The organism is Morganella sp. TYF_1 (assembly GCF_043105645.1).
GTDB lineage: Bacteria > Pseudomonadota > Gammaproteobacteria > Enterobacterales > Enterobacteriaceae > Morganella > Morganella morganii_B.
In genome coordinates, this window is the sequence record NZ_JBICLU010000026.1 from 362664 (window position 1) to 382300 (window position 19637).

Below are 19637 nucleotides of genomic sequence, written 5' to 3' on the forward strand. Positions count from 1 at the left end.
AATATAAGCTAGTAAGATAATTAATCAAAGGATGGTTACATATGCTGTATATTGATGATAATGGAATAGTAAAGTCAAATCGTATAAAAACTAAGATATTCAGCCATATTGAACGCGGAAGAATGGATAAGGTGAACGGTATCGTTGTTCACCAAACCAATACCTCCGCTGAGACACATGTCTTTAATAGTTATAGTCATGCTGGTAGTAATGGCGCTCATTTTTTAATCGATAAGGATGGTGTTATTTATCAGACTGCCTCTCTGTTTAAGGTCACATGGCATGTAGGAAAAATGAAATCACGCTGTTTGATTGAGAAAAAATGTGAACCTTCAGAGCTGACAAAAATGGCCAACCTTGAGTTAAAAGGAAAAACCAAGGAAATTTCTGATATAGAAAAAACCAGATCATTCCCGGATCGTTATCCTGGTAACATGGATAGCATTGGTATTGAAATAGTCGGTAAAGCATACGGTATTAAAGGAAAAACTGTGGAGGAATATGAAAATGTTAATCCGCAACAAAATGCCTCTCTTAAATGGCTTGTGTCTGAATTACTGGATTCTATGGATATTTCAGCATCTGAGGTGTACAGACATCCTGATGTAGGCAGAAAAAATGAAACAGAAGCGAGCACAGCATCATGGTAAAGATGAAATACATTTTGTTACTTTTAATCGCTATCATGCCTAATTTACTGAATGCTATGGCTTTGAAAAACATAGAAATTAAAGACGCCGGCATTACAGTTACCAAAGATCCTGCTGAGGGTGAGATAAACGCCTGCAAAAAATTCAAACCAACTAAGCAGCAACTTATAGCGTTTTTTAAATCATCTGAAGTCTCGAAAGAGAACAAATGGTTGCATGAATATTACTCTTCATGTGTATCAACCGGAAATGTTGAGTTCGAAAATGGTGTATCCGGTGAATGGGTTCTTCAATCCAGTGGTCTTGCTATGGTAATCCCGGACAATGGCGATTCCATTTATTTTTTCAAAAAAAATAATTCATGGGAAGACCCGATGGCAGGTACTTACGGGTTAGATAACTAATCTGATTTTAATAAAAAATATCAGATGATTGCATAAGTCCAATGATATTACGCGGGTGAATGGGTTATACATAAATCATCCGCGCCTTCCCCAAATTATTTATACACCCTGTGCAGCAGGCTGCTCTGCCCCATAAACACTGTTAAAATACACAGTTATAATGTTCAGATACCATTTTGATTTAAAGAGGTTCACAGGTAACACCAGACAACCGAAAAAACCAAAATGCTAAAATTTCTGATTTTATGATTCAAATCACACTAATAACCCTCTATAATGCCCGCATGGTTGTTGAATGGATTCAGCTCGCTGATTTACAAGCACTGAAACAGAGAGGCGTGGTGAAAAACACGCTATACTGAATCTGTTTTTTTACAAAAACGACTAATTTTAATAACCGGGGATCACGACAATTGCCTGTTCTTACTGATACGGTGTGAATACAGGCGGTTGTTCACTATTTACTCTCAATAACTGTAGATGGGCTGTCATGAAAAAGACGAAAATTGTTTGTACTATCGGACCTAAAACCGAATCAGAAGAGAAACTCGAAGCACTGTTAGATGCCGGCATGAATGTTATGCGTCTGAACTTCTCCCACGGCGATTACGAAGAACATGGTCAGCGCATCAAAAATCTGCGTGCTGTCTGTGCGCGTACCGGTAAGAAAGCAGCCATTTTACTGGACACCAAAGGCCCTGAAATCCGTACCATCAAACTGGAAGGCGGCAATGATGTCGCACTGGTGGCGGGTCAGACCTTTACCTTTACCACAGATAAATCTGTCATTGGCAACAATGAGCGTGTTGCTGTCACTTATGCCGGTTTCGCACAGGATCTGAAACCGGGCAATATCGTTCTGGTCGATGACGGCCTGATCGGCATGCGTGTCAAAGAGACCACCGCAACAGAGGTTATCTGTGAAGTTCTGAATAACGGCGACCTCGGCGAAAACAAAGGGGTTAACCTGCCGAATGTGTCTATCGGCCTCCCTGCTCTGGCAGAGAAAGATAAACAGGATCTGATTTTCGGCTGTGAACAGAATGTTGATTTCGTTGCCGCTTCCTTTATCCGTAAACGTTCCGATGTGGATGAAATCCGTGCTCACCTGAAGGCCAACGGTGGCGAACATATCCAAATCATCTCCAAGATTGAAAACCAGGAAGGGATGAACAACTTCGACGAAATCCTCGAAGCTTCTGACGGTATCATGGTTGCCCGTGGTGACCTGGGTGTGGAAATTCCGGTGGAAGAAGTGATTTTCGCGCAGAAACTGATGATCGAAAAATGTAATACCGCCCGTAAAGTGGTCATTACCGCGACTCAGATGCTTGACTCCATGATCAAAAACCCGCGCCCTACCCGTGCGGAAGCCGGTGACGTTGCCAACGCCATCCTCGACGGTACCGATGCGGTTATGCTGTCCGGTGAAAGTGCGAAAGGGAAATATCCGGTTGAAGCTGTCAGCATCATGGCGACCATCTGTGAGCGCACTGATCGCGTGATGCACAGCCGTCTCGGCGATTTACCGGCCGGTAAAAAACTGCGTGTGACTGAAGCGGTCTGCCGTGGTGCGGTTGAGATGTCAGAAAATCTGGATGCCCCGCTGATTGTGGTGGCAACCGCAGGCGGTAAATCCGCGAAGTCTGTCCGTAAATACTTCCCTAAAGCCCCGATTCTGGCGCTGACCACCAACGAAACCACAGCCCGTCAGTTACTGCTGGTGAAAGGCGTGACCACCAAACTGGTGAACGAATTCTTATCAACCGATGATTTCTACCGTATCGGCCGTGAAGCTGCGCTGGAAAGCGGCCTGGCCACCAACGGTGAAATCGTGGTGATGGTATCCGGCGCCTTAGTGCCGAGTGGCACCACCAATACCTCATCCGTACAATTACTGTAATATTTTCAGCATTATCTGAATTAATGAGAGCACCCGCTGCGCGGGTGCTTTTTTTATTCTAAACTGTAAGGGAACAGGAAATGAAGCAACGGGCCGCAGAATAATTGCCGCTTTCTGAATACGGAGTGATACCTCACAGTCTTATCAAACTCCGCATCAGATTATTTGGTTGAGAATTACGCAATTGCCGTTTTTTTTTGATTTATTTTGCGGTTTCAGGAAAATTATCTTTGTAAACGCTGAATTTCTATTCTCTTTCCCTATTGAAATGTGTAATATCATTACTGCTACTTGGTGATTAACTTTAATCTAGAGGGTATTAAAATGGGTCGTTCTAAGATTGTATTAGGTGCTGTAGTTTTAGCTTCTGCATTATTAGCAGGTTGTTCTTCTAACGCTAAATTTGACCAACTGGACAACGACGTTAAGACGCTGAATGCCAAAGTTGATCAACTGAGCAACGATGTTAACGCAATCCGCGCTGATGTTCAGCAGGCTAAAGACGAAGCAGCACGCGCTAACCAGCGCTTAGACAACCAGGTTCGTTCTTACAAAAAATAATTTGTAATCACGACCTGAAGAACGGGTGGCGTAGCATATATTATGTTACGCCATTTTTTATGCCTGCAATTTACGCCGGGTATAAAAAACCGCCTCACAACGGAAGCGGTTTTCATTTGTCACAGCGTAAAAGGAAGATTACTCTGCGCTGTTTTCCTCACGTACAATCGGCCCCGGCTGGGTTAACTGACCCGGAGCGAAATCAGCCGGTTGCAGATTCAGTGCTTTCACTTCCGCTTCTTCATCCATTTCCACCGGTGCAAAGTTGGTTTTCTCTGCCGGTACCGCTTCCTGCTTATATTGCGCATCACGGCTGACATTGACCGGCATACCGGAGCGGCGTGCTATCGCCTGCTCAACGATGGCGCTGTTGGTATCCGGAGACTGAATAAAGCTGGTCAGTCCGGCAGAACGGGCAATCGGCATCGTCTGCGGGTCGTCATTCTTATTACGGGACAGCGGCTGATGCACTTCCACATAACGCTGACCATCCGGCTCAATGGCATATTTCACCGGCTCATTCACGATCTGAACCCGCGTACCTTTCGGAATGGTGTTAAACAGCGCTTCGATATCATGCGGACGCAGACGGATACAACCGGAGCTGACACGCATACCGATACCAAAGTCCGCATTGGTGCCGTGGATCAGGTACTCACCGCGGCCATGAGCCAGACGCAGAGCAAACAGCCCCATCGGGTTTTCCGGACCGGCCGGGATAACTGCCGGTAAGGTGATCCCCTGGGCGGCATAGGCTTTGCGGATATTCGCGGTTGGTGTCCAGGTCGGATCTTTGATCAACTGGGAAACTGAGGTGGTCATCACCGGGGTATCACGCCCCAGCTGACCGATACCAATCGGGTAAACCCGCACGGTATTGGTACCCTGCGGGTAATAAAACAGACGCAGTTCCGCCAGGTTAATGACAATGCCCTGATGCGGGGTGTCCGGCAGGATCAGTTGTGACGGGATAATCAGTTCGCTGCCGGGTTTCGGCAGATACGGATCTGTCCCCGGGTTAGCTTCCAGCATTGCCAGCAGGCCAATGCCGTACTCTGCTGCAATCGCTTCCAGTGAGCGCCCGTCATCCGGCACAATATAGGTGACGTTTTCACCGATGACCCGGCCCTTGTCCGCAGGGAGTTGATATTCGGTTGCCCGGGCTGTTAACGCAGTGACCGCTAACAACAGCCCGCCCAGCAACGGGAGAATTCGTTTCATTCCAGATCCTCAGCTGATGGTATAAAAAAATACGTGGCCGCTTTCCGGCCACGCCAGGTAATATATTATTAGCAGAGTAAGTAAAAGGGAACGATGTTTTATCTCATTTGCTGCGTGTTTTGTATGATTGTTCTGACCATGGCGTTCAGCCCCTGAGTACGGGACGGGGTCAGATGGACAGAAAGTGCCAGTTCCGAAAAGATCTGTGCGATATCCAGGTCACGGATTTCCGCCGGTGTTTTCCCCTGATACAGCGCGATAACCAGTGCCACCAGACCTTTGACAATCGCGGCGTCACTGTCACCGGCAAACCAGACCCGCCCTTCCTCATCCTGTTGTATGATGATCCAGACCTGACTCTGACAACCCGATATTTTATACTGCGGCTGCCGCTGTTCCTCTGTCAGCGCCGGTAATTTTTCCCCCAGCTCAATCAGATACAGATAACGCTCCTCCCAGTCATGACAACGGGAGAAATTGCGCAGTAATTTTGCCTGATCCGGCAGCGTAATTTTCATCAGGATCCTTAACCCAGCAGTTTGGCGGTACGTTTCAGTGCGTCCGTCAGTATATCAATATCAGCTTCCGTGGTGTAGAGCGCCAGTGAGGCACGGCACATAGCACTGACACCATAATGCGCCAGCAACGGTTGTGCGCAGTGATGTCCGGTACGGACAGCCACGCCGTAGCGATCCAGAAATGCACCGGTATCAAAAGCATGATGCGTCCCGAGGTTAAAGGCGATCACCCCTTCCCGCTGTGCATTGCCGTACAAAATAATACCGGGTACCTCTGCCAGCCGGGTCAGTGCATACTGCATGAGTGTGTGCTCATACGCGGCAATCTCCGCCATTCCGATGTTATTCAGATAATCCAGCGCGGCTCCCAGGCCGATAATGCCCTGGATATTAGGCGTTCCCGCCTCAAAACGCCACGGCACATCCGCATAGGTAATGCCGTTTGTCAGGCTGACCTCTGCGATCATGGCACCGCCGCCTTCGCGGGGCGGCATATTATCCAGCAGAGATTTGCGTCCCCACAAAATGCCAATGCCGGTCGGCCCGTACACTTTATGGCCGGAAAATGCATAGAAATCACAATCCAGCGCCTGAACATCCACCGGCTGATGCATTGCGCCCTGAGCACCATCCACCAGCACCGCCAGTTCTCCCCCGGCGGCACGGCTCAGTTCGCGTGCCTGCGCAATAATCGCTTTCACCGGGTTCACAGTGCCGAGCACATTAGAGAGATGGGTAAAGCTCAGCAGCCGGGTGCGATCGTCGATCAGTGCCGGTAATTTACTTAGCATCAGAGTGCCGTCATCCGCCATCGGTAACACACGGATTTCAATCCCCGCATTCTCTGCCAGCATATACCAGGGCACAATATTGGCGTGATGTTCCATCTCCGTGATAACGATATTGTCACCATCATTGCAGAACGCACGGCCAAAACTGTCCGCCACCAGATTGATGGCTTCGGTGGTGCCTTTGACAAAAATAATTTCTTCCGTCAGCGGTGCATTGATAAACGCCGCCGCTTTCTGCCGCACCGCTTCCGTGGCAGCCGTGGCCTCTGCACTTAATGTGTGAATGCCGCGGTGAACCGCGGCATAATGGTGAGCCGTAAAATCACTCACCGCATCAATCACCTGCTGAGGTTTCTGGGCGCTGGCGGCACTGTCGAGATAAACCAGTGGTTTGCCGTTCACCTCCCCGGCCAGTACCGGGAAATCGGCCCGTAATTGTTGCACAGGATAACTCATGACTGCTTATCCCCCAGATCCAGCGACTGACGAATACGCGCCATCACAACCTTATTCAGAACGTCATCGCTGATCGTATCAGTCAGTTCTGCGGCAAACGCGAGGATGATCATCTGCTTCGCGGCTTTTTCGGCGATCCCGCGTGTACGCAGATAAAACAGCTGCTCTTCATCAATCCGCCCGACCGTTGCACCGTGGCTGCATTTGACATCATCGGCATAGATTTCCAGCTGTGGTTTGGTATCGATTTCCGCTTTCCGGCCCAGCAGCAGATTATTGTTGGTCATCTGCCCGTCTGTTTTCAGCGCATGCGGTGCCACTTTGATCATGCCGTAAAATACCGCGCGGCTGTTATCCATCACAATGGTTTTATGGCGCTGACGGCTTTCACAATACCCTTTGTTATGTTCCAGGTACGTGCGGGTATCAGCAATTTCGCCGTGTTTCGGCAGTACCAGGCTGTTCATGGCCAGCACAATACCTTCGCCGTTAAGCTGTGTGCTGGTGTGATGCCGGGTCAGTTTGCCGCCGAGCAGAAAACTGGTGCTTTCGACACGGGCATGGGCGGCAATCACCAAATCATTATGGGCGAAATGGTACGCCTGCGGATTTTCAAATCCCAGTTTCAGATGACGGAAATCACTGTTTTCACCAATAGCGGCGGTCATCCGCGCACCGGTGAAATGGGCGGATTGTTCATCCGGACTGATAAAGTGCTCAATCACCGATACTGACGCATTCGCACCGATATCGAGGTGATAGCGGCTGTGACGCATATTCAGGGCATCATGATGTGCCGTTGAAATATTGACGATATACAGGGGTTTTTCCGCCTTTGCGCCTGCTTTCACGCGGATCATTAACGGCGTTTGCGCCAGGCTTTCAGTCAGGTGCAGGAAAATCTCGCCGTTAACCGGTGCCGGAAACTCACTGCGACTGTCAGCCACTGACAACTCAAACACACCAAAATCCGTATCACTCCACTGCGGCGCAAACACGCCGTCCACCAGCACCACGCGGCAGGCATTCAATGAGGTCAGCACTGCATCCGGCAAGGTATCCAATGTGCCGGTCTTATCCTGATAATCTGCCTCCAGCAATGGCGTCAGTGACGTATAGTGCCAGTCTTCCTGATGAAAGGCCGGGAAGCCGGTTTTCTGTGCCTGCTGCCAGTGCTGCGCCGCGTGTCCGGAGAGCGGATACTGCGCGATAAGCTGCGCTATCCGGCCCATTGCGGCCAGGTTGCGCTCACTGACCTCACGACGTTTCAGCGCGCGTTCACTGTTGGTCAATAAGCCAGCCATATCCCTGCTCCTCCAGTTTTTTAGCCAGTGAGAAATCACCGGATTTGATGATTTTGCCCTGATACAGCACATGAACAAAATCCGGCTTCACATAATCCAGGATGCGCTGATAGTGAGTGACAATAATAAAGGAGCGATCCGGACTGCGCAGCTGATTCACGCCGTTAGCCACGGTTTTCAGGGCATCAATATCCAGCCCGGAATCCGTTTCATCGAGAATACAGAGCGATGGCTCAAGGGCAGCCATCTGCAGGATATCGTTACGCTTTTTCTCACCGCCGGAGAACCCGACGTTCACCGCACGTGTCAGCAGATCCTGCGGCATATTCAGCAGCTCAATTTTATCTTCGATAAAATCCGCAAAATCAAAGCGATCCAGCGCTTCTTCACCACGATATTCGCGCACCGCATTGACTGCAGTTTGCAGGAAGAACTGGTTACTTACCCCGGGAATTTCCACCGGGTACTGAAAGGCGAGGAAAATCCCTTCACCGGCACGATCTTCCGGTGCCAGTTCCAGCAGGTCTTTACCTTTAAAAGTGACGGTTCCGCTGTCAATTTCATACTCTTCCCGCCCGGCCAGTGTGGCAGACAGGGTACTTTTACCGGAACCATTCGGCCCCATAATGGCGTGGATTTCCCCCGGTTTCACATCCAGTGATAACCCTTTGAGGATTTCGTTACCTTCCACGCTGACATGCAAATCGTTTACGCTTAACATAATGTACTACTCCGTCCTGCCGGTTATCCCGCAGGCGCTGATTCTGATGTATTAACCGACACTGTGTTCCAGGCTGATCGCCAGCAGCTTTTGCGCTTCAACGGCAAATTCCAGCGGCAATTCAGAGAACACATCTTTACAAAAACCATTAACAATCATTGAGATGGCATCATCTTCGCTGATCCCGCGCTGTAAGCAGTAAAACAGCTGGTCTTCGCCGATACGCGAGGTGGTAGCCTCATGCTCCAGCTGCGCACTGTTATTCATCACTTCCACATACGGGAACGTGTGCGCGCCGCACTCTGTGCCGATAAGCATCGAGTCACACTGGGTAAAGTTACGGGCGTTTTCCGCCCCCGGCAGCACCTTCACCAGTCCCCGGTAGCTGTTCTGGCTTTTCCCGGCGGAAATCCCTTTCGAGATAATGGTGGATTTGGTATTGCGGCCGATGTGGATCATCTTGGTGCCGGTGTCGGCCTGCTGTGTACCGTTGGTCAGGGCAACAGAGAAGAATTCACCGACCGAGTTATCCCCTTTGAGGATCACACTCGGGTATTTCCAGGTAATGGCCGAGCCGGTTTCAGACTGTGTCCACGACATTTTGGAATTGTCGCCCTCACACAGTGCCCGTTTGGTGACAAAGTTGAGGATCCCCCCTTCACTGTCACCGCCGGAGAACCAGTTCTGCACAGTGGAATACTTCACTTCCGCATCCTTATGGATGATCACTTCGACAACCGCCGCATGCAGCTGATAAGTGTCACGCACCGGTGCGGAGCAACCTTCAATATAGCTGACGTAACTGCCCTCATCCGCAATCAGAATAGTACGTTCAAACTGACCGGTTTTGGCTGCGTTAATGCGGAAATAGGTGGATAACTCCATCGGGCAGCGCACCCCTTTCGGGACATAGACAAAGGTGCCGTCGGATGCAACCGCTGAGTTAAGCGCGGCAAAAAAGTTATCGTGATTGGATACCACGGTACCGAGGTATTTCTGCACCAGTTCCGGATAGTCGTGAATCGCCTCCCCGAACGAGCAGAAAATCACACCGTGTTTCTTCAGCTCATCACGGTAAGTGGTTGAGACAGACACGGAGTCAAAAATCGCATCGACTGCCACCGCCTGCCCCTCGCGAACCGGCACACCGAGTTTTTCAAACGCTTCTTCCACTTCACTGGTCAGGAAACTGCCTGCCGGACTTTGCACCGCCCCCGGCTGTGAGCCGCAGGTATCATCACACGAGCCGCATGACGGCGCGGAGTAATAGCTGTAATCCTGATAATCCAGCTGCGGATACTTCGCCTTCAGCCAGTGCGGCTCTTCCATCCCCAGCCAGTGCTGAAAAGCCTCCAGCCGGAAATTGAGCATCCACTCCGGTTCATTTCGTTTGGCGGAAATGGCGCGGATCACATTTTCATTGATCCCTTTCGCCAGTTCATCGGTGGCGACGTTAGTGAAGAAGCCCTCTTTATAGCGTCCGTCATTCAGCCAGGTTTGGACGTCTTCACCAATCTCTGCATTGCTCTGAGACATAATATGGCTTCGCTCTTAAACCCCGAAGCTTTCACCACACCCGCAGGCATGCTGAGCTTTCGGATTATTAAATTTAAATATCTGATTCAGTCCTTCACGGACAAAATCCACTTCTGTGCCATCGATAAACGGCATGGCTTTGCGCGGAACATACAGCCGGGCGCCGTCGCGCTCAAACAACATATCTTCTGCATCCGCCTGATTAATCATTTCAAAAACATAACCAAACCCGGCACAACCGGATTGTTTGACACTCAGGCAAAGCCCAATACTGTCCGGGGTGTTTTTCATCAGTGTCACAATCTGTTTTGCAGCAGCCGCTGTCAGTGTGATCCCTGTCCAGTCGTTGTCATTCAGTGAAAAGGTTTCCACCGGGTTGGTGCTGTGTGTTGTCATTATTGACCTCATAAAATTCGACGGGAGCTCTCCGTAAACACCATGTTAATGATAATATTTCTCACTTCAACCACTTGCTTTGAAAGGATATTCCGATTATTGCTTAAATAATAGACAAGCGTATCAGACAAGCGTTATCATTTTTGAGCGAAAAGTGAATTAATTTATTGTTTGTAAAAGAGATTATTTATCAATGATAAATGCTCATTACCGTACCGATCAGTACAGTATCAATGGCACAAAAGGAACATTATAAATACGACTTTTGCAGAGAAGTGCCGGTACACGGAAATTCCGGGCAGAATTCACGTAATACCGGCTGATATGTTGCTCAGATGTTATTTTTTTGACCCACGCAGAATCGCAGTGGTCAGACGGGAAATACAGCATAACCGCTGCTGTTCATCAAAAATCTCAATAGACCAGACCTGCTGATTGCGCCCGAGGTGTACCGCCTTACAATAACCGGTAACAACACCACTGCGCACCGCACGGACATGGTTAGCATTAATCTCAACACCGACCACGGTTTCATCCCCTTCACTGCACAGATATCCGGCTACCGAGCCGAGGCTTTCCGCCAGTACCACCGATGCCCCGCCGTGCAGCAGGCCGTGCGGCTGTTTGGTCCGGTCATCGACCGGCATCGTCGCGATCAACTGCTCCGGCTCCACTGCCGTGAAGACAATGCCCAGGTGGCTGAGCATATTCCCTTCCGAGATGCGATTCAGTTCTGCCGGTGTTGCAGGTCGTTTCCATATCATTAATAAGCTCTCCGCGTCGTGTTTTATCCCGCTATCAGGATACCAGTGTCAGCAGCGCCTGCAACGGGTGCAGCATCACGTTACCTTCCATCCGCTTTACCTGGCTGCGGCAGGAATACCCGGTAGTCAGGCAGCGTTCTGACGGCAGCGACTGGTACGGCTGCGCCCAGGAAAGCTGATAAATCCCTTTCGAACGCGCCAGGTTCGGCATCTCATGGCCGTAAGTCCCCGCCATACCACAGCAGCCGGTGCTGACCGATTGCAATGTTGCGCCAAAACGGCGGAACAGATTCTGCCAGATTTTCACACTGTCCGGCAGCGCAGTCGCCTCGGTACAGTGACTGAACAGATACCAGGGGGGAGTATCCTCACGGACATCTTTCACCGGTAATAAATCCGTATATTCCGTCAGAAATTCATGGACTAACATCACGCGGAACTGCTGTTTCTCCGGTGGCAGAACGGTTTTGTATTCATCGCGGTAACAGAGCACCAGCGCCGGATCGACACCCGCCATCGGGCAACCGAGCCGCGCCACCCGGTTGAGGAAATCCGCTGTTTTGTTTGCCGTGCGGGCAAACCGGGAAAGAAAACCTTTAATATGCTGCGCTTTTCCGTTCGGGCTGAACGGCAGCAGCACCGGCTGAAAACCAAGCTTTTCCGCCAGCGCGGCAAAATCGGCCACCACTTTTGCGTCAAAATAGCTGGTGAACGGATCCTGAACAATAAAGAGATAACGTCCGGCCCGGCGCTGTTCCTCACTCATGCTTTCCAGCATTTCCAGGGTGACGGAAACCGCGTTGCTCCCCGCCAGCTGCTGTTTCAGTGACGGTGACGACAGCAGCGGTAAATCCGTCATACCCACTGTTTTTTCACTGAGTTTCTGCACCCACGGCTGTTTCAGGAAAAAGTTAAACACCTTTGGCGCTTTCGCCATCAGCGGCGCACCGGCTTCCACATTCGCCACCAGATGGTCACGCAGCGGGCGCAAATAGCGCCCGTGATAGAGTGCCAGAAACCGGGCGCGGAATTCCGGAACATCAATTTTTATCGGGCATTGTGTGGAGCAGGCTTTGCAGGCCAGACAACCGGACATCGATTCCTTCACTTCATGGGAGAAATCATATTCCCCGCGGGATGCCCGCCGCGTATTGCCGATTTTTTCAATCAGTCCGCGCAGAGAAATCCGGCTCTGCGGTACAGCCTGTGATAACAGCGCCGGGTCCGTGCCCTGCTCTGCCAGCAGCCGCAGCCACTCTCTCACCAGTCCGGCACGGCCTTTCGGTGAATGAAAGCGCGATTGCGTCACTTTCATTGACGGGCACATCGGACTTTTGACATCAAAATTAAAACACAGGCCGTTGCCGTTACAGTTCATCGCTCCGGAAAAGGTATTTCTGACCTCAACGGGGATCGTTCTGTCATAGGTGCCGCGCTTAATAGCATCCACCTGCATCATTGGTGCGTCACGGGTTAACGGCGCACAGATTTTGCCGGGATTAAGCCGGTTTTCCGGGTCAAATGCCCCTTTGATACGGCGCAGTTCGCGATACAGCGTGTCACCGAAAAAAGCCTCACTGTACTGCGCCCGGAATCCTTTACCGTGCTCACCCCACAGCAGTCCGCCGTATTTGGCAGTCAGCGCAACGATATCATCGGAAATCTGCTTCATCAGCATTTCCTGTTCCGGTGAGCACATGTCCAGCGCCGGACGCACGTGTAGCACACCCGCATCCACATGACCGAACATGCCGTATTCCAGATGATGGCTGTCCAGCAGCGCGCGGAACTCAGTGATGTAATCCGCCAGATGTTCCGGCGGCACACAGGTATCTTCAACAAACGGGATCGGTTTTGCCGCCCCTTTACTGTTACCGAGCAAGCCCACCGCTTTTTTGCGCATTGCATAAATACGCTCAATACCACTCAGTTCACGGCAAACCTGATAGCCAATCACACCCGCCTCATTATTTGCCATCAATGAATCCAGACGTTCACACAGTGACGCAACCTGTCCGTCGATAAGCGCTTCATCATCCCCGCAAAATTCAACGATATTTAATCCCAGCAGGGTTTTATCCGGCACATCCGTGATCAGTTCATTGACGGAATGCCAGACGATATCTTCCCGCGCCAGATTCAGCACTTTTGAATCCACGGTTTCCACTGACAGCGCCTGAGCCGCCACCATAAACGGTGCATTGCGCAGCGCGGAATCAAATGCATCATATTTGACATTCACCAGGCGGCGCACTTTCGGGATTGGCGTGATGTTGAGTTTTGCCTCAGTGATCACCGCCAGTGTGCCTTCCGAGCCTGCCAGGAGACGGGTCAGATCAAAGGTCTGCATATCATCACTGAAGACATGGCGCAGATCATAACCGGTCAGAAAACGGTTAAGTTTCGGAAAGCTGTCCAGGATGGTTTGCCGGTGAGTTTCACAGCTCTCCAGTGTGGTGCGGTAAAGTTCCCCGGCTGCACTTTCCTCCTGTGCACAGCGCCGCGCCTCACTGACCGGCAGTGGTGCGGTATCCAGCAAATCACCGTGAAGCAATACCGAGCGCAGCCCCAGCACATGATCAGACGTTTTGCCGTATACCAGTGAGCCCTGCCCGGAAGCGTCAGTGTTAATCATCCCGCCCAGCGTGGCGCGGTTGGAGGTGGATAACTCCGGTGCGAAAAAATAGCCGTACGGTTTCAGATATGCATTGAGCTGATCTTTAATCACGCCCGCTTCCGCCCGTACCCAGCCCTGCTCCGGGTTAATTTCCAGGATGCGGTTCATATAGCGGGATAAATCGATCACCACCCCGTTATTCAGCGACTGACCATTAGTGCCCGTACCGCCGCCGCGCGGAGTAAAAGTAACCGACCGGAATTCATCCTGTGCGGCGAGGCGCATCACCAGAATCACATCGGCGGTTGAACGCGGGAAAACGATTGCCTGCGGCAGAAGCTGATAAATACTGTTATCGGTCGCGAGTGTCAGCCGGTCGCCATAGCGGGTGGTGGTATCACCGGTAAATCCGCTTTCATTGAGGGCGTGAATATAACGTTCAACCGCCGGGCTTACCTGAGGGGAGTGCGTTAATCGTGGGATCATTATCTGCGGCTCTTTTATCATAAATGGTCACATTGCAAATCTGACAATATAATTATGTGGTTAACTCTTCATTCTGATGCATGATTCATGAGAGAATATTCACCTTAACACACAATGTATTCATTTTGCGCCTGCAATAAAATAACGCAATATTCGCGCTCCTTTATCGGGAACAACCAGTTAATTTATTTACAAAGGGAAACTTATCCGTGGAAAAATCGCAACCGGGTTATGATTTACCTAAACTAATATTCGCCGTCGGAGCGATATCAATTCTCATTGTCATTAGTTTTTGGGTATTAAGTCCGTTTCTTCCGGGCTTCGTCTGGGCAGGTATGATAGTCATTGCCACCTGGCCGGTTTATACCGCTATCCGCCGCCGTGTCCGTAACAGCCGCTGGATAGCCGCATCCATTATGGTCATGCTGATTATTCTGTTGTTTGTCTTTCCGCTGGCTTTGCTTATCAACAGTATCGTCGAAAACAGTGAACCGCTGATGCGCTGGGTCAAATCTCCGGGGCAGCTGACACTGCCGGAGCTGTACTGGCTTGACTCAATCCCGGTTATCGGGCCGAAACTGTTTGCCAGCTGGACAACCCTGGTCGCCAGCGGCGGTAACGCCATGATGGCGAAAATCCAGCCTTACCTCGGACAGGGCGCGGCCTGGTTCCTGACACAGTTACTGAGTGCCGGTAAATTCCTGTTCCACCTGGCGATTATGCTGCTGTTCAGTGCCCTGCTCTACCTTCAGGGCGAAGAAACGATGCGCGGCTTCCGTCATTTCGCCCTGCGTCTCGCCGGGATGCGCGGTGACGCCGCCGTGTTGCTGGCAGCCATGTCTGTACGCGCTGTGGCGCTGGGGGTTGTGGTCACCGCATTAACCCAGGCGATTATCGGCGGACTGGGTCTGGGGCTGGCCGGCGTACCGTTTGCCGCGATTCTGACTGTACTTATTTTTATCTGCTGTGTGGCACAACTCGGCCCGCTGCTGATTATGATCCCGTCCATCATTTATCTGTTCTGGACAGGCGATACCACCTGGGCTGTGGTGATGATTGTCTGGGCCGGTATAGTTGCCACCATGGATGGCATTCTGCGTCCGTATCTCATCAAAATGGGGGCAGATTTACCGATGGTTCTGATTCTGACGGGTGTTATCGGCGGGATGTTATCACTCGGCATGATCGGACTCTTTATCGGCCCTGTCGTGCTGGCCGTTTCTTACACACTGCTGAAGGCATGGATGAATGATGTGCCAAAGCCGTCAGATGACCTGACGGAAGTTCGTGCTTATATGGAAGAACAACTCTCGGAAAAAGAATAAGTTTTTAATCAGAGGTGCCGGAACGCACCTCTGATATATTTAATTAATTATTCAATTATGGTTCATAAATAGCATTAATAATTTGAAATATTAATATACATTGAGAAAAATATACCGGACTTATTCCCGTTACGGACAGAGGTTCTGAATATATTTCACTTATCTAACAATCAGTAAATATATATATTGAGACAATTCTTAATGCAGGCATATCTTAATTATTTTAATATATCCGCCATCAAGTAACGAATTAAAAGGTATTGTTATTCATTACAATGATACCTTCCGAATACAAATATTGCTGTGTGTAGTCTTTGCCTGTCAGCCCATGATAGGCTTTTTTTTTGCCTGTAATTCAGGATATCTGATTTGGTTTTATTTTGATTTGCCTTAAGTGCTGACGGATATTCTAACATCGAATACCAAAAAAAAGCCCGAAATAATCCGGGCTTTTAATCATTTTAAATGACTGAATCAGTGATTTTCTGCTAATGAAATCCAGGTTTTCACTACAGTATCCGGATTAAGCGAAACACTGTCGATTCCCTGTTCCATAAGCCAGGCCGCAAAATCCTGGTGATCGGATGGTCCCTGACCACATATTCCCACATATTTGTTACGTGCTTTCGCCGCGTTGATCGCCATCGACAGCAGCGCTTTCACCGCATCGTTGCGCTCATCAAACAGCGTGGAAACCACACCGGAGTCACGATCCAGACCCAGCGTCAGCTGTGTCATGTCGTTGGAGCCGATAGAGAAACCGTCGAAATACTCGAGGAACTGGTCAGCCAGCAGTGCGTTTGACGGGATTTCACACATCATAATCAGGCGCAGGCCATTTTCGCCGCGTTTCAGACCATGAGCCGCCAGTTCATTCACCACGGCTTCTGCCTGTGCCACAGTACGGACAAACGGGATCATCACTTCGACGTTAGTCAGATCCATATCATTACGCACACGTTTCACTGCTTCACATTCCAGTGCGAAACAATCACGGAAATCATCATGCACATAACGACCGGCACCACGGAAGCCCAGCATCGGGTTCTCTTCATGCGGTTCGTAGATATCCCCGCCGACCAGGTTGGCATATTCGTTGGATTTAAAGTCAGACAGACGGACAATCACTTTCTTCGGATAGAACGCCGCGGCAATCGTGGCAATCCCTTCAACCAGGCGACCGATATAGAATTCCACCGGATCATCATAGCCCTGCATCATACTGCGGATTTCCGCCTGTAATTCCGGGGTCTGCTGATTAAATTCCAGCAGTGCGCGCGGGTGTACACCAATCATACGGTTGATGATAAATTCCAGACGCGCCAGACCGACACCTTCATGCGGCAGGCAGGCAAAGTCAAATGCACGGTCAGGGTTACCGACGTTCATCATGATTTTGGTGCCCACTTCCGGCATTTTATCGATTTCAGAAGAGTGGATATCAAAATCCAGTTTGCCGCCGTAGACGTAACCGGTATCCCCTTCAGAACAGGAAACCGTCACTTCCTGACCTTCTTTCAGAAGTTCGGTGGCATCACCGCAACCAACCACCGCCGGGATCCCCAGCTCACGGGCAATGATTGCCGCATGGCAGGTACGGCCGCCACGGTTGGTCACAATCGCCGCGGCTTTCTTCATGATCGGTTCCCAGTCCGGGTCAGTCATATCAGTGACTAACACATCACCCGGCTGAATACGATCCATCTGGCTCAGGTCATGGATAACTTTGACCACACCGGCACCGATACGGTGACCGATTGCACGGCCTTCAACCAGCACATTGCTCTGGCCGTTCAGCTGATAACGCTCCATCACCTGCTGATTGGAACGGACAGTTTCCGGACGTGCCTGCACGATATACAGTTTGCCGTTGTTACCGTCTTTCGCCCACTCGATATCCATCGGACGACCGTAGTGTTTTTCAATGGTAACAGCCTGTTTTGCCAGCTCTTCCACTTCACTGTCGGTCAGTGAGAAACGTTTGCATTTTTCTGCATCCACATCCTCAATACGCACCTGTTTGCCGTGACTGGTGTCATCCGCATAAACCATCTGGATTTTCTTGGAACCCATGGTACGGCGGACAATGGCCGGACGGCCTTTTGCCAGGGTTGGTTTGTGGACATAAAACTCATCAGGGTTTACCGCGCCCTGCACCACCATCTCACCCAGCCCGTAAGCGGATGTAATAAAGACCACCTGGTCAAAACCGGACTCGGTATCGATAGTGAACATCACGCCGGAAGACGCGAGGTCAGAACGTACCATGCGCTGAACACCGGCAGACAGCGCAACACCACGGTGGTCATAGCCCTGATGCACGCGGTAAGAAATCGCGCGGTCATTAAATAATGAAGCAAATACGTGCTTGATGGCGACCATAATCGCATCAATGCCCTGCACGTTTAAGAAAGTTTCCTGCTGTCCCGCGAAGGAGGCATCCGGCATATCTTCAGCCGTTGCGGAAGAACGCACAGCAAAAGATGCGCCTTTCTCGCCTTCGGACAGCTGTTCATACGCCTGACGGATATCCTGCTCAAATTCCGCGGAGAACGGGGTATCAATTACCCATCCGCGGATCTGTGCACCGGCTTTCGCCAGCTGGTTGACATCGTCAACATCCGTTTTATCCAGCAGCTCATAAATACGCTGGTTGACGCCACTTTGCTCAAGAAAGTCATTGAAGGCCTGTGCCGTGGTGGCAAAACCATTGGGAACAGACACGCCTAATCCGGAAAGATTGGTTATCATTTCACCTAAAGACGCATTTTTACCACCGACACGGGGTACGTCATTCATACCTAATTGGTTATACCAAAGTACATTACACGGGGTTTGACCATTGTTGGACATTGCAAGCAATCCTTTTAACATTCAAAAGAAGGTAAAATCGGAAATACGGGCTCTGCTGAGCATCAGAAACAGATTATCACAATGTTTGTAAGAATATAGACAGGTGAATCGATCAACCCGATTACAATATTTTTTTATCCTTTATAATCATGTTTTAATTTATTTGTGCCGTTGCTCCGGATTATCGATTCAGCAAAAAACATAGGAAAATAAATAACATGTCTATCACAACCGGCTCATCTTCTGATACACAAAATAAAGAAACACGGAGTGTCTTCTTTATTTCTGACGGAACGGCTATTACGGCGGAAGTATTAGGTCATGCTGTATTGTCTCAGTTCCCTATTGATATTATCGCTTACACTCTGCCTTTCGTGGCAACCGTAGAGCGTGCGCTGGAAATCAGACAAAAAATCGATACCATTTTTGAAACCACCGGGTTACGCCCGCTGGTGTTCTACTCCATTATCTGTCAGGACGTGCGTGAAGCTATTACCGGCAGTCAGGGCTGCTGCCAGGACATCGTCCAGACCCTGGTGGCACCGATTCAGAAAGAGATTCAGATGGAACCTCAGCCGATGTTCAACCGGACGCATGGTTTATCCAAACGCAATCTGAGCCAGTATGACGCCCGGATCGCCGCCATTGATTTCGCGCTGGCGCATGATGACGGTGTTTCACTGCGTAATATGGATCAGGCTCAGGTGATTCTGCTCGGCGTTTCCCGCTGCGGTAAAACCCCGACCAGCCTCTACCTGGCGATGCAGTTCGGTATCCAGGCCGCCAACTATCCGTTTACCGCAGATGATATGGACAATCTGCAGCTGCCTGCCGCCCTGAAACCGTATAATAAAAAACTATTCGGTCTGACCATTGATCCTGAACGTCTTGCCGCTATCCGGGAAGAGCGCCGTGAAAACAGCCGCTACGCCTCAATCCGCCAGTGCCGGATGGAACTGGCAGAAGTGGAAGCACTGTACCGCAAACACAAAATCAGCTACCTCAACACCACCAACTATTCGGTGGAAGAGATATCGACAAAAATCATCGATTCTCTGGGATTAAACCGCCGTATGTTCTGACAGCGGAAACGGTTAAGTGGATCACATTCCCCCGGTGATCCACTTTCTG

Annotated in this window: 16 protein-coding genes; 6 read left to right on the plus strand and 10 right to left on the minus strand. The window is 50.2% G+C overall.

Annotated elements, in window-relative coordinates; all coding sequences use genetic code 11:
* Positions 1 to 41 precede the first annotated feature (41 nt).
* The 4 genes from ACF8OF_RS15035 to ACF8OF_RS15050 all read left to right on the plus strand — a co-directional run bounded on the left by ACF8OF_RS15035 (position 42) and on the right by ACF8OF_RS15050 (position 3518).
* The gene (locus ACF8OF_RS15035; protein ID WP_392497061.1) at positions 42 to 650 is read left to right on the plus strand and encodes an N-acetylmuramoyl-L-alanine amidase; all 609 of its coding nucleotides are present in this window, start codon (positions 42 to 44) and stop codon (positions 648 to 650) included.
* Positions 644 to 1054 carry a hypothetical protein gene (locus ACF8OF_RS15040; protein WP_392497062.1) on the plus strand — a complete coding sequence of 137 codons (411 nt, stop codon included), beginning with the start codon at positions 644 to 646 and terminating at the stop codon, positions 1052 to 1054. The genes ACF8OF_RS15035 and ACF8OF_RS15040 overlap by 7 nt, the downstream gene beginning before the upstream one ends.
* Positions 1055 to 1544: 490 nt before the next feature.
* Complete coding sequence (gene pykF, locus ACF8OF_RS15045; RefSeq protein ID WP_262862001.1) at positions 1545 to 2957, plus strand: pyruvate kinase PykF; 1413 nt, start codon at positions 1545 to 1547, stop codon at positions 2955 to 2957.
* Positions 2958 to 3281: 324 nt separating this feature from the next.
* The gene (locus tag ACF8OF_RS15050) at positions 3282 to 3518 is read left to right on the plus strand and encodes a major outer membrane lipoprotein (protein ID WP_004239093.1); all 237 of its coding nucleotides are present in this window, start codon (positions 3282 to 3284) and stop codon (positions 3516 to 3518) included.
* A 138-nt stretch (positions 3519 to 3656) separates the two neighbouring features.
* Here ACF8OF_RS15050 and ACF8OF_RS15055 read toward each other — a convergent pair whose 3' ends face one another.
* From ACF8OF_RS15055 to ACF8OF_RS15095, 9 genes are all read right to left on the minus strand, one after another.
* On the minus strand, positions 3657 to 4739 hold the full coding sequence (locus tag ACF8OF_RS15055) for a L,D-transpeptidase family protein (protein WP_262862002.1): 1083 nt from the start codon (positions 4737 to 4739) through the stop codon (positions 3657 to 3659).
* A gap of 98 nt (positions 4740 to 4837) precedes the next feature.
* Positions 4838 to 5257 carry a cysteine desulfuration protein SufE gene (gene sufE / locus ACF8OF_RS15060; protein WP_392497063.1) on the minus strand — a complete coding sequence of 140 codons (420 nt, stop codon included), beginning with the start codon at positions 5255 to 5257 and terminating at the stop codon, positions 4838 to 4840.
* 8 nt (positions 5258 to 5265) lie between these two features.
* Positions 5266 to 6504 carry a cysteine desulfurase SufS gene (gene sufS / locus ACF8OF_RS15065; protein ID WP_392497064.1) on the minus strand — a complete coding sequence of 413 codons (1239 nt, stop codon included), beginning with the start codon at positions 6502 to 6504 and terminating at the stop codon, positions 5266 to 5268.
* Complete coding sequence (gene sufD, locus ACF8OF_RS15070) at positions 6501 to 7808, minus strand: Fe-S cluster assembly protein SufD (RefSeq protein WP_392497065.1); 1308 nt, start codon at positions 7806 to 7808, stop codon at positions 6501 to 6503. Before sufD ends, sufS begins: the two co-directional genes overlap by 4 nt.
* On the minus strand, positions 7783 to 8529 hold the full coding sequence (gene sufC / locus ACF8OF_RS15075; RefSeq protein WP_392497066.1) for a Fe-S cluster assembly ATPase SufC: 747 nt from the start codon (positions 8527 to 8529) through the stop codon (positions 7783 to 7785). The genes sufD and sufC overlap by 26 nt, the downstream gene beginning before the upstream one ends.
* Positions 8530 to 8580: 51 nt before the next feature.
* Entirely contained in the window at positions 8581 to 10065 is a 1485-nt protein-coding gene (gene sufB / locus ACF8OF_RS15080) for a Fe-S cluster assembly protein SufB (RefSeq protein WP_262861057.1), read from the minus strand.
* A gap of 15 nt (positions 10066 to 10080) precedes the next feature.
* Positions 10081 to 10461, minus strand: coding sequence for a Fe-S cluster assembly scaffold SufA (sufA, locus tag ACF8OF_RS15085; protein WP_004235425.1), 381 nt, complete (start codon positions 10459 to 10461; stop codon positions 10081 to 10083).
* A gap of 338 nt (positions 10462 to 10799) precedes the next feature.
* The gene (locus tag ACF8OF_RS15090; RefSeq protein WP_279799572.1) at positions 10800 to 11225 is read right to left on the minus strand and encodes a hotdog fold thioesterase; all 426 of its coding nucleotides are present in this window, start codon (positions 11223 to 11225) and stop codon (positions 10800 to 10802) included.
* Positions 11226 to 11259: 34 nt separating this feature from the next.
* Positions 11260 to 14328, minus strand: coding sequence for an FAD-binding and (Fe-S)-binding domain-containing protein (locus tag ACF8OF_RS15095; protein WP_392497067.1), 3069 nt, complete (start codon positions 14326 to 14328; stop codon positions 11260 to 11262).
* 209 nt (positions 14329 to 14537) lie between these two features.
* Between ACF8OF_RS15095 and ydiK the strand changes: the two genes are divergently transcribed.
* Positions 14538 to 15653, plus strand: a complete 1116-nt coding sequence (gene ydiK, locus ACF8OF_RS15100; protein WP_262861060.1) for an AI-2E family transporter YdiK — start codon at positions 14538 to 14540, stop codon at positions 15651 to 15653.
* 474 nt (positions 15654 to 16127) lie between these two features.
* Here the strand turns inward: ydiK and ppsA are convergent, their stop codons facing one another.
* Complete coding sequence (gene ppsA, locus ACF8OF_RS15105; protein ID WP_279799574.1) at positions 16128 to 18506, minus strand: phosphoenolpyruvate synthase; 2379 nt, start codon at positions 18504 to 18506, stop codon at positions 16128 to 16130.
* 218 nt (positions 18507 to 18724) lie between these two features.
* Between ppsA and ACF8OF_RS15110 the strand changes: the two genes are divergently transcribed.
* Positions 18725 to 19588: a pyruvate, water dikinase regulatory protein gene (locus tag ACF8OF_RS15110; protein WP_025153009.1), complete on the plus strand. Its 864-nt coding sequence runs from the start codon at positions 18725 to 18727 to the stop codon at positions 19586 to 19588.
* Positions 19589 to 19637 lie beyond the last annotated feature (49 nt).